General features: G+C 46.8%; 12 protein-coding genes. 5 read left to right on the plus strand and 7 right to left on the minus strand.

Features of this window, described 5'->3' with window-relative positions:
- Window positions 1–2: 2 nt before the first annotated feature.
- Window positions 3–1,319 (plus strand): amino acid permease, encoded by a 1,317-nt coding sequence (locus tag MHH57_RS13860; RefSeq protein ID WP_029518124.1) that lies wholly within the window; start codon window positions 3–5, stop codon window positions 1,317–1,319.
- Window positions 1,320–1,340: 21 nt separating this feature from the next.
- Here the strand turns inward: MHH57_RS13860 and MHH57_RS13865 are convergent, their stop codons facing one another.
- The 5 genes from MHH57_RS13865 to MHH57_RS13885 all read right to left on the minus strand — a co-directional run bounded on the left by MHH57_RS13865 (window position 1,341) and on the right by MHH57_RS13885 (window position 6,804).
- The gene (locus MHH57_RS13865) at window positions 1,341–2,297 is read right to left on the minus strand and encodes an aromatic acid exporter family protein (protein WP_029518125.1); all 957 of its coding nucleotides are present in this window, start codon (window positions 2,295–2,297) and stop codon (window positions 1,341–1,343) included.
- Between the two features lie 119 nt (window positions 2,298–2,416).
- Window positions 2,417–3,250: an ABC transporter permease gene (locus MHH57_RS13870; protein WP_013310592.1), complete on the minus strand. Its 834-nt coding sequence runs from the start codon at window positions 3,248–3,250 to the stop codon at window positions 2,417–2,419.
- An 8-nt stretch (window positions 3,251–3,258) separates the two neighbouring features.
- Window positions 3,259–4,071 (minus strand): ABC transporter ATP-binding protein, encoded by an 813-nt coding sequence (locus tag MHH57_RS13875; protein WP_069010621.1) that lies wholly within the window; start codon window positions 4,069–4,071, stop codon window positions 3,259–3,261.
- Window positions 4,068–5,159: an ABC transporter substrate-binding protein gene (locus tag MHH57_RS13880; RefSeq protein WP_069010623.1), complete on the minus strand. Its 1,092-nt coding sequence runs from the start codon at window positions 5,157–5,159 to the stop codon at window positions 4,068–4,070. The genes MHH57_RS13875 and MHH57_RS13880 overlap by 4 nt, the downstream gene beginning before the upstream one ends.
- Before the next feature lie 127 nt (window positions 5,160–5,286).
- Window positions 5,287–6,804, minus strand: coding sequence for a carboxypeptidase M32 (locus tag MHH57_RS13885; RefSeq protein ID WP_069010624.1), 1,518 nt, complete (start codon window positions 6,802–6,804; stop codon window positions 5,287–5,289).
- A 173-nt stretch (window positions 6,805–6,977) separates the two neighbouring features.
- Between MHH57_RS13885 and MHH57_RS13890 the strand changes: the two genes are divergently transcribed.
- The 4 genes from MHH57_RS13890 (at window position 6,978) to MHH57_RS13905 (ending at window position 9,257) form a co-directional block, all read left to right on the plus strand.
- The gene (locus MHH57_RS13890; RefSeq protein WP_029518130.1) at window positions 6,978–7,541 is read left to right on the plus strand and encodes a carbonic anhydrase; all 564 of its coding nucleotides are present in this window, start codon (window positions 6,978–6,980) and stop codon (window positions 7,539–7,541) included.
- Window positions 7,542–7,792: 251 nt separating this feature from the next.
- Window positions 7,793–8,365 (plus strand): PadR family transcriptional regulator, encoded by a 573-nt coding sequence (locus tag MHH57_RS13895; RefSeq protein ID WP_013310597.1) that lies wholly within the window; start codon window positions 7,793–7,795, stop codon window positions 8,363–8,365.
- A gap of 154 nt (window positions 8,366–8,519) precedes the next feature.
- Entirely contained in the window at window positions 8,520–8,975 is a 456-nt protein-coding gene (locus MHH57_RS13900) for a hypothetical protein (RefSeq protein ID WP_069010626.1), read from the plus strand.
- A 3-nt stretch (window positions 8,976–8,978) separates the two neighbouring features.
- Entirely contained in the window at window positions 8,979–9,257 is a 279-nt protein-coding gene (locus MHH57_RS13905) for a YxcD family protein (RefSeq protein WP_039271218.1), read from the plus strand.
- Window positions 9,258–9,417: 160 nt separating this feature from the next.
- Here MHH57_RS13905 and MHH57_RS13910 read toward each other — a convergent pair whose 3' ends face one another.
- Both MHH57_RS13910 and MHH57_RS13915 read right to left on the minus strand, forming a co-directional pair.
- A complete protein-coding gene (locus MHH57_RS13910) occupies window positions 9,418–10,332 on the minus strand; it encodes an STM4011 family radical SAM protein (protein WP_342434228.1) in 915 nt (304 codons plus the stop codon).
- Window positions 10,329–11,747: an STM4012 family radical SAM protein gene (locus MHH57_RS13915; RefSeq protein ID WP_069010629.1), complete on the minus strand. Its 1,419-nt coding sequence runs from the start codon at window positions 11,745–11,747 to the stop codon at window positions 10,329–10,331. Before MHH57_RS13915 ends, MHH57_RS13910 begins: the two co-directional genes overlap by 4 nt.
- Between the last annotated feature and the right edge of the window lie 28 nt (window positions 11,748–11,775).

The raw sequence follows: 11,775 nt of genomic DNA on the forward strand, positions 1-11,775 counted from the left end.
GCATGACAAGTGAAAGTAAACTTCAATCCACCATTGGTCTTCCACAGGCCATTGCACTCTATATCGGAGCTGTACTGGGTTCGGGAATATTGATTGTGCCTGGTCTTGCCGCCCAAATGGCGGGACCGGCATCGCTGCTGGCATGGGGTTTTATGACCCTGCTCATCTTGCCAATGGCACTTTCTATGGGTCTTCTATCCGCCAAATTCCCGAATGCGGGTGGAGTATCGCATTTTGTCACGTTGGCCTTTTCACCACGTGCCGGTGCTTATATCGGGTGGTTTTTTCTCATGTCAGTTCCGATTGGGGCTCCTGTTGCCGCACTCACCGGAGCCGGCTATATGACCGCAGCCATGGGCTGGGGAGAGGAAAGCCGCATGATGTTAGCCGCTGCTATGCTGGCGGTGGGCCTGATCATCAATTGGATCGGCATGAAGGTCGCGGGACGTATTCAGATCGCAGTCGTCATAGCTATCGTTGCTGTCCTTATATTCGCCATTGCCGCAGCACTTCCTCAGATGAAAACAATCCACTTCACCCCGTTTGCTCCACATGGCTGGCTCTCCGTCGGTCAAGCGGCCGCGATTCTGTTTTGGTGCTTTATCGGTTGGGAGGCCGTGTCCCATATGTCAGAGGAATTCACTAATCCCCGGCGGGCGGCCGTTAGAGGTGTGACCATTGCAGCCGTCATTGTTGGTTTGCTTTATTTCTTAACAGCGCTGGCTACTGTGGGCACACAAAGTTACCTTGCAGGGGGTTCGGATGCTTCGCTCGTATGGGTGATTAGTCGGGCTATTGGGCCATGGGGCGCGATAATTGCAGGCTTGACGGGTATCTTTATTTGTACCGCTACTATTATTGCTTATGTGGGTGCCGCTTCACGTGTCGCTTATGCTTTATCCCGGCAAGGACAGGCCTTTCGCTGGATGGGCATGTTATCCCAACGATTCCACACCCCTATCGGAGGCATTGCTTTTCTTAGCGTCTGCTTCGTGATCATTATGGTGTTGTACGGTAGTGGTACTGTTTCACTCACTAACCTGATCCAGTTCCCGAACGCCACCTTTATTCTGACCTATCTCGGCGGTTGCGCAGCAGGAATTAAACTTCTACGTGGTAGTCGCTGGGGCGTTGCCATTAGTTGGATATCGTTTATCTCTACAGCGGTCGTTTTCCCCTTTGTCGGATGGGCTATGCTGTATCCTTGCCTGATCACCGCTGTCTTATGGATCACAGACCGAATTCGGCACAAACGGACTTTAAACCATCCGGCTTCTACCGACACTGAACAAGAAAAGGCTACTGTCCGTCATGGATAGTAGCCGCTCAAGGCCTTTACTCTAATTTCTTACTGGAGTAGGGGCCTTGTCCTTTTTCGCAATTTTCAAATACTGATGAAGCTCATGTGTAAGCTGTAATAATGCCGAACGAATCTCAAATTCCTCCCGGGTTGCGGGAAGCTCCATGGCTTTAAATTCTTCACGAACCTGCTCCAGCAGCTTCTCGGTCTGTCCCGTATAATGTCCAGCCAAAACGTCATTGCTAAGCTGGTCGAACAGCTCAGCCAGAAGCTTGGCCTGCGGCATATGCTGATACATTTGTGCGATCAACTGCATCATGTTTTGGATCGAATCCAGCTGTTCTTTTCGCATATAAAAATACACATTCCAGCCCTCTTGGGGACGAAGCATCTGATTTTCCAAGGAACGCCCCGCCTCAGTGACCCCTTTGGCTATCACGCTGTTCGCTTCAATAACTTCCTTGCCATCCCATATGTATGCTGGACTACGCAGCGTATTGGCCATATTTCTGAATATAACAGAAAATGTCCGATCTACCTCCTGCCGAATTTGTTGCATGGTATTATCAGAACCCGGCATATAGGCTAAATTGACAATCATTGCGGAACCCAGTCCAATCACTAGCAGACCTAGCTGGGTCAGCAGTACCTCCATATCAATCACGCCGCCGCTGAATACGCGAAAAACCACGACCGAACCGGTGACAATCCCTTCTTTAAAGCCCACCCGTACAATGACTGGAAACGCCGTTAAAATATATAATGCCAGTACCCAATCATGGAATCCGAATACTACAAACAAAACACAAGCAAAAAGAAGCCCCACGACGGATGCAAAAAATCTCGCCGAAATAGTACGGAGACTTCTCTTGCGTGTGACATCCACCCCCAAAATCGCTAAAAGCCCTGCTGAGGTAGCACCATGAATGCCAAAACCCTCCGCAATAAGTACGGCCATTAATGCGGCAATAGCCGTTTTAATCGTACGAAAGCCCATGAAAAAATTCTGTCCTCTCTGGATGAAATCTGTTTTAGCATTTTCATAAATTTTAAGTATTTTCATTTTTCATGGTACTTTATTTTCACGTTTTACACAAATGTTCAGAACTTTTATTATTACCGATGAGGACGACCCGAAAGCAGGCGATGCTCCACATACACGACCGCCTGATACATCAGAGTAGCTACGACAGCAATGATCAACAAACTGGACATAACCAGCGTGAAATTGAATACCTGAAAACCATAGATAATCAAATAGCCTAAGCCGTTTTTAGCCACCAGAAATTCACCAACAATCACGCCAACCCATGCCATACCCACATTCACTTTCAGTGTAGAGACAATTGCAGGAAAGGATGCAGGCAAAATCACCTTTTGAAACGTATCACGGCGTGATCCGCCAAACGTGCGAACCACTTTGATTAGATTCGAATCGACTTCCTGAAAGCTGTTGTATACGACTAGTGTCGTAATGATGACCGTAATGGAGAGGGTTGTCATTAGAATAGCAGTAAATCCCGCCCCAAACATAACGATAAAAATTGGACCTAGCGCCACCTTAGGCATACTGTTGAACACGACCATATAGGGGTCAAGCACCCTCGACAAAAACGGTGACCACCAAATAAGTACAGCCAGCAACGTACCTAACAGTGTACCGAGTAAAAACCCCGCCATCGTCTCTCCCACGGTGACACCTACATGTCCCCATAATTCACCACTGACCGCATCCTTACCGATCTGGGTGAAAATTTTGCTCGGATAGCTGAACAACAGTACATCAATCCACTTCAATCGACCTGCAATTTCCCATAATACAAACAAAAGCAGTAAAATAGCTGTCTGTACCCCTGTCACTAACCATCGTTGCGAACGCCTGCTGCGTAAATACGCCTGATGTAGTCCTTGAATCCAACGTTGCTCAAGCTGATCCGCTTCGTCCTTCATACGTTAACTCACTCCTTTGCTCCCGAAGCCTCCAGTTCACCCCATATTTCATGAAAAAGCTCATTAAAACCCGGCTGCTCGCGTGCATAAAAAGGCTGAGCTTCTCGGATGCAACCCGGAATCTCGAAGGTACGTCGGACATGACCAGGATTTCGACCCATCACTATAATCCGGTCACTGACCGCAATGGCTTCGGCCAAATCATGTGTGACTAAAATAGCCGTCTTCCTCCGCTCGCGCAAGGTTTCCGCAATCAGATCTTCCAGCTGTAGCTTGGTTTGATAATCCAGCGCGGAGAACGGCTCATCCAGCAGCAGCAATCCCGGATTGGTCGCCAGCGTCCGTACCAGCGCCACGCGCTGGCGCATTCCCCCAGACAACTGGGATGGATGCAGATGCTCCTTCCCTCCCAGACCCATGCCTTCCAGTAACAGCCTTGTCTGCTCACGTGCAGCTTCATCTACTCTGTTGGCTAGTTCCAGACCCAACAATGCGTTCTCCATGATCGTCCGCCACGGGAACAGATAATCCTGCTGCAGCATGTAACCAACTTCTGGACTCGGCCCACTTACCGGCTGACCTTGCAACATGACTAGGCCTGCCGCTGGACGCAGTAGCCCTGCGATCATGGACAGGATCGTCGTTTTGCCGCAGCCGCTTGGGCCGACCAAGCTGACAAACTCCCCTGTCTCTACGGAAAAATCAATATTCTCAACCGCCAGCGAAGCTTCACGATCCGTTACATAGACATGCGTCACTTGCTCCAGTCTCACCATCGGTCTTGTCGCGTCCGAAGTTAGATCACTCCGTTCCTCCATCATGACGAACCTCCAGCATCGACACCTGCATCCGTAGATTCAGTTGTGCTCTTTTTCACAGGCGGTTCAGTATTTCCGGTAGAATTTGACGAAATCGCTTGTTGGGCAAAACTTGGGTTCACTAGCTTATCCAGTGCAACTGGACTTTTAAGCTCCCCTGCCGAGGTCATGACATCCTGTAAGTTCTTCCATTCCTTTTCCTCAATCATCGGGTTCAAAGCATAGGTGCTCTGTTCCTTATATCGCTTGATACTACTCGTCAAAATAGCTAAATCTGTATCTTTAAAATAGGGCGTGATTGCTTCGGCAATCTGTTCAGGTGAATGCGTAGCAATCCACTGTTGTGCCCGATATACAGCATTTGTAAATTTCTGTGCAGCCTCGCTATTTGCCTTCAGGTAGCTTTGCTTAGCCATATATACCGTATACGGCAATTCGCCGCTCTCCACACCGATAGAGGCAACTACCCGCCCACGACCTGCCTTTTCAAAAATAGATGCCTGTGGCTCAAATAGCTGTACATAATCCCCTGTACCCGAGCCGAAAGCAGAGGCAACATTAGCAAAATCAATATTTTGAATCAGCTTCAGATCCTTATGAGGATCAATGCCGTGTTTGCGAAGCGTAAATTCAAGTGACATTTGCGGCATTCCTCCCTTGCGTTGCCCCAAAAAATTTTGTCCTTTCAGCTTTTTCCATGCAAAGTTATCCTGCGTTTGACGGGCAAACAAAAAGGTTCCATCCTTCTGTGTCAGTTGGGCAAAATTAATGATAGGGTCCTCTGCTCCTTGCTGATACACATAAATAGATGTTTCCGCGCCGATGAGCGCGATATCCGCCTGGTTGGACAACAACGCCGTCATCGCCTTGTCCCCCCCGGGAATCGTTGCCAATTGGACATCCAGTCCCTCCTGAGCAAACATTCCCTGGCTCAAGGCTACATACTGCGGCGCATAAAAGACCGTACGGGCTACCTCGCCTAGTCTGATCTCAATTGTCTGCTCCCCCCCTTTGGGGGTGCACCCACTGAGCAACAGTAATCCGAGTAGTGCCGCAGCCACCACAGCTTTGAAACGAGCGCCGTTTTTCATCCTTATTCCCTCCCCACCTTTTTACATCCGTTGACTTCATATATTGTTATGCGGTTGTCGATATATTGGTTAATTGCACAAAAAAAAACCACGTTCGCCCGGGAACGTGGGGAAGATGGCATATGATTTACAGCTTGTATATGGAGGTATATTTCTCTTCCAGGTAGTCGGCGAGATAATCCGGGTTCAGATCTTCACCTGTAATGGCTACAATCAACTCGGAAGGCGTCCGGCTCTTGCCGTAACGGTAAATACGTTCGGTCAGCCATTGCTTGATCGGCTCAAGTTCTCCAGCAGAGATTAATTCATCTAGATTTGGTAACTCTTTGCGTAATGTCGCCAAAATTTGTGCTGCATACATATTGCCAAGCGAGTAGGAAGCAAAATAGCCAAAATCACCACCGGACCAGTGAACGTCTTGAAGTACGCCCAGTCCATCATTCGGTGGAAGTAACCCTAGGTATTCCTTATATTTCGCATTCCACACCTCAGGGAGACGCTTCACATCCAGCTTTTCATTAAACAACATTTTTTCAATTTCATAACGGATAATGATATGTAAATTATATGTTAGCTCATCCGCTTCAATACGAATCAGTGAATTTTCCACACGGTTGACTGCCCGATAGAATTGATCTGCCGTAACCTTTGCCAAGCGATCAGGAAAATGCTTTTGCAAATCATCGTAATACCGATCCCAGAAAGCACGACTGCGTCCGATTTTATTTTCCCACAAGCGGGACTGGGATTCATGAATCCCCATAGAGGTTCCTCCCGACAGTAGTGATCCTGCTAGCTCAGGAGCAATATTTTGTTCGTACAGCGCATGGCCTCCTTCATGCAACGAACTGAAAATAGCACTGGTTACATCATCTTGCAGATAATGTGTTGTTATACGCACATCACCTGGATTTAATCCTGTTGCGAAAGGATGTACGCTCTCATCCAAGCGGCCTGCGTCAAAGTCATACCCCATCTGACCTAATATGAACAGGCTGAACTTCTCCTGCTGCTTCACATCAAACACACCATCTAAAAAGCTCTTATCCGGCTGGTTCGGTGAAGCCTGAATTTTAGACAGCAGTGGCACAAGGCGCTTTTTGAGACGATCAAACACAGCATCCAGTTTTTCAACCGTCATCCCCGGTTCATATTGATCCAAAAGCGTGTCATACTCTGTATCCTTAACCCCCCAGTAGCCGATAAATTCGCGCTTCATGTCTACGATTTTAGACAAGTAGGGTTCAAATCCGACAAAATCGCTATGTCCCTTTGCGTCCTCCCACTTGCTCTCTGCCTGCGCTGCAAGAATGCTATAATCCCGGTATCGGTCTGCCGGAACCGAACGATTAAGGTCATAATTTTTACGGCATTCCTCCACCAATCTGCGATCGTTGTCTTCCAGTTGCTCCAGCTTATCTACTGTGGCAAAAAATTGCAGCAATTGTCCCATTTCATCCGAGATCATCAGCTTGAACATTTCAGTGGACAGCATACCCAACGTCTCCGACCGAATGTCAACACCCTTGCGCGGAGCACCAGTTCGTAAATCCCAGTGCAGCAGACCTACTGCTTCGCCATAACTACTGATTTTGTGTGAAAGCTCCTTTAAAGCCGTCAATTGATCCAACGTCTGTTGCGCCATATTTGAGGTCACCTCTTTAACTTAAAATGGATAAAACTTTACAATACCTATACTTGATGATACTTATATTAAAAAGTATAATCAACTCACAACATGTACGACCAGCTCCTAAGACCTAAAATAAACGTTGGGCTGTACATATCAAACTTTAATAGAATCTGGAGGGAACAATCGTGAATCACATCAAAGAAATTTTAGAGTACAATCGTGTTTTCGTAGAAAACAAAGAATACGAGGCCTATAGAACGGGCAAGTTCCCCAATAAAAAAATGGTCATTATCACTTGTATGGATACACGGCTAACGGAGTTACTCCCGAAAGCCATGAACCTGCGCAACGGTGATGTGAAAATCATCAAAAATGCGGGTGCTATTATTTCACAGCCCTTTGGAAGTGTAATGCGCAGTGTGCTAGTCGCCCTGTATGAGCTGGGAGCAGACGAAGTCGTCGTTGTAGGTCATTATGAGTGCGGCATGGCTGCATTAAATGCAGACCACATGGTCAATGAAATGCTCGATCGCGGAATTTCTCAGGAAGTGCTGAATACATTAGAAAATTCAGGAATTAAGCTAAATAAATGGTTAAAAGGTTTTGACAACATTGAAGAAGGGGTAAGAACTACCGTGAAGCTTATTAAAAATCACCCGCTTCTCCCTCCTAATGCCCCCGTTCACGGCATGGTTATTCATCCAGATACAGGAGCGTTAACACTTCTCGTTGATGGAAATGAACAGTAAATAGGATACGCTTCGGCAGAAGGTTACCAGGGTAGTTTAAGCTCGTACATACGAGCTTAAACTACCCTTTTTTATGAAAAAAAGCACATATACGTGGAGAATGACAAGAATCAATTTTGGCTAACCTGTGAACGACCTGACTGAAAGTTGTCAAACCATACAGTTTCAGTGTACACTTTTCATGAAGCTGCAGAATAGCTGCCGCAGTGCTGTTACAACCGTTACTATGATGGATGAAGGAGATAAGATCTATGAATTTACTATCGTATGGTCTGTTGGGGCTTCTCGCAAGAGAGGAATCCTCCGGCTATGATCTGATGTTGCGTATCCAGCCTTTTTGGCAGGCCAAGCACAGTCAGATCTATCCGCTACTGGCCCGTATGGAGAGCAAGGAACTGCTAGCCTCCCGTTGGATTCAGCAGTCCGACAAGCCTGATAAGAAAATGTATACCATTACCGACAAGGGAATCCATATGCTTCAGCAATGGTCCCAGGAAGCGTTAGCTGCTCCGGTTACACGGGATGAATTAAGTCTTCGACTGTTCTGTCTTTGGTTAACGGACAAAAGTAGTGCCAATCGTATGCTGGAGGAACGCAAACGTCATTTTATTCAGAAAATCCAGCATCTTGAGGATATCCTGAACGATATTCCTGCAGAGAATTTACATTTTGGCAGTAAGAACTTTGGTGACTATATTTTAGTACAAAAAGGACTTTTGAATGCTAAAGCAGGTCTGGAATGGTGCCAAATGGTTCTGCGTATGCTGCTTGCCGGTGATGTCAGTGCTGACACTAATCCGTTTTCACTTAAGCCGCAAAGCTGAATGTTTTAGCCAATCCATGCATAGGATTTATGGGACGTTATTATTTAATTTTTTAAAAATTAAAATTCTTTGAAACCCTTTTCCATGCCATTCGTATTACTGGTAAGCGGTTGTTTGACCTATAAACAAATTTACTAAGGGGGATTATATTTACATGAAAAAAACATTCACTTTGAAAAATATGATGATGCTGATGATGGCTTTTACCCTACTCATTGCTATGATCGCACCATCTACAGCTGACGCAAGGCGAGGCGGCGGGTTTAAATCCGGACCTAAATCATACCAATCTACACCAAGCAAGGCGAATGACAGCAATGGAATTAATAAGTCAGATAGCGGAGCCAAGTCAGGGGCAACTGCTGGTAATACAAGCAGAACCGGTGGATTCCTTGGCGGTGGCGGCGGATTTCTGAAAGGTATGATGCTGGGCGGTTTGGCAGGTATGCTCTTCGGCGGATTGTTCGGCAACATGGGCGCATTGGGCAGCTTGCTTGGCCTTGCCGTTAACGTTCTGGCCATTTACGTCCTGATCATGATCGGAGTAGGTATCTACCGTGCTATTAAAAATCGTCGCAGACCAGATGATTCCCGTGGAGGACGTTACTAAGCTATGATTTTGAGTATGGATGAGATTGTCAACGCTATTTGCTTGCATATGGCTGAACGTAAAGGTGTCCAGCCCACGGATGTGACAGTAGAACTAAGCTGGGAAGAGGATACAGGTTATTCAGCAGAAGTCCATGTACAGGGCCGCAGTCAATATCTGGTGGAAGCCAATATGATTGAAGCCATTCTGAGATACCTATATTCCGAATACAATATTCGTGCCTATCGCGAACAAATCAGATTGGATCTGGATGAAGAAATTACTGCTATCATCCAAACTTGATTATATCGCATAGAACAGTCGTATAGAGTTATTGTCGTATAGAGTTATTATAAAACAAATGAACCGACCTTTGCTTGATGGCAAGGGTCGGTTTTTTGTTGATCGTTTTTCTAATAGATCAAGGTGCTATAGTATTACATTTAGATGTGGACACCCCTTGTTATATGGATTCATTATCTCTATGAATAGCCTTTCTGCTAAATGATGGAACCGGAGATACCTGTACTTGCGGCACTCTTTCGAGTAAGCTACTACCGTACATTTCCCAAAACGGCTGCTCTTCCATATGAATATAGCCGATATAGCAGCCGCATTCTTTCATCCGGCACGGACGTTTGCCACTCAGACCCTTAAGACCATCTCTATATAAGTGTCCAAGCACCCGTCGATCCTGATAGCAGTGTTTTACTCTTCCGTCACCCTGGACATAAAATACATCTTCACCGGCGCGACATGCCCGTCCCTGACTGCTATAATCCTTTAAATTCCATTGAAAATAGGGGTCGATCGCAGTTAATTCAGTAACTTCAGCATCTGTATAATAATGGGGTCGATCCTTGTAAGCGTTGATCCACAAATAAACATCCCTTGGAAGTTGCGATCTTAAGGAACGAATAGCTGGGAAGGCTTGTCTTAACCCGACGGTACCGACACTATAGGAAATACCAAGTTCATATATCTTCATAGCCTGCGATATAAAAACTTGCTCTTTCGTCTCTCCAGGGTGATATGTAGCCCACAGCGCAGCAGTCTCCGCGTTCAGTTCTTTCGTCCAATCCAGCTTCGTCGAGAGATTCGTCTGTACCGCCACTTTTTCCACATGCGCCATGTGGGAAAACTCAATCATGGTCTTGCGATACCAGGAATGAATCAAGGCTTCTCCATACGGATTAAAAAAAATAGAGAGACGATGCCCCAAAACGCCCTGTTTCCGTACCCAATCAGCAAAACGTTCCAACTGGACCCGATCCTTGTTCAACGTTTCCCGACTATCAACGTTTTTACTGAACGGGCAATAAGGGCAAGCATAGTTACACGAGGTCAACGAACCACGATAATATAAGGTCGCTCTCATGCGCCTACATATCCTTCCATACGCTCACGTACTGACGTGGAGATCATCCAGTCCCCAATCGCATCGGAATAGGCCATTCCTTCCTCTGTAAGTCGCAGCGTGCCCTCCTCGACGACAGCCATACCGGATTCCAGCAGCAACGACATTCCTGTAAAATCGTCCGACAGGGATACACCGAAGCGCTCTGCATAGGCTGATAGCTCCAAACCTTCCCGATGAAGAAGCGCCTTTAAGATAAAGCGTCGCTTACTCTCATCCACATTTAAAATAAAGCCGTAGTCAGCCAGATCATGACGTTCCGCAGCAACATAATCTGCGATAATGCTACGGGTAGCTGCTGCACTAACCCCATAACGGCTGGCATAGTGGACATTGCGTGTATAGGAGCGTGCACCACACCCCAGACCAGCCATACCTTCCTCCTGGCAACTGTAGGGTAAAAGCTCTTTGTTGGATATACCATCATTTTTAGCAAAACGGCGCATGGAGTATTGTACATATCCTGCTTGTTTGAGCCGTTCGCGCGCCACTTCATACAAGCTAAGGCGAATATCATGATCCAGCCCGGTATAGCCTGGCTTTAAAATCGTATTTTCTCGAATATATAACGGATAAAGAAATATTTCTCCTGGCGAGTAAGACAGGGCTTCCTCTAAAGAATACAGCCAGGTTTCCACCGTTTGACCAGGCAAGCCATAGATCAGATCTACGTTCAGCAAAGGAAAGTTGTATTCCACCAGCCGCTCAAGTGCTTCTCTAACAAGTTTGGGCTTCTGAGGTCGGTATATGGCGGCACTTTCTGATTCCACAAAGCTCTGAATTCCCATACTGACACGATCTGTCCCGCGGCGCTTGAGCACCTCCAACCTGTCTTCAGTCACAGTATCGGGAGAGGTCTCCACCGAAATAGAAGCTCGCTTAGGGTCCAGTCCCATAATATTTTCCGCAATGTCAAACAAGCGCTCCACCAAAGGAGCCTCCAGTAAGGTCGGTGTACCGCCGCCGATCGCAAAACGTGAAAAAGGTCGACGCCCCATAATGGGTGTCCATTGCTTGGCTTGTCTTTCTAGTGCATCCACATACTCCTTATGTACATCCAGACGCTTGTCCGGCAAAGTGAACAGGTTACAAAACCCACAGCGAGCCGCGCAAAATGGAATATGCATATACAAAAAATAGCTTTCTAACTCCTCCTTCTCCCACAACTCCTGTAATGAGACTGGTGTATCAAACGGACGATAGGCCGTTTTATGCGGGTAAGAGTACAGATAGGAGCGGTAAGGAGCTTCACGGATTGTGCTTGCCCATTCAGCAGGAGTTTCAGGCCACTGAAACCTAGACGGTGCTAAGTTTGTGTCTATCTCCGGGGCTGGCGCATCCGCTGGATGCGAGTGATTCAGATTTATGGCTTTCATTTCTGCTCCTTCCTCACGCTGGATTGAT

The organism is Paenibacillus sp. FSL H7-0442 (assembly GCF_038593105.1).
Classification (GTDB): Bacteria; Bacillota; Bacilli; order Paenibacillales; family Paenibacillaceae; genus Paenibacillus; species Paenibacillus polymyxa_D.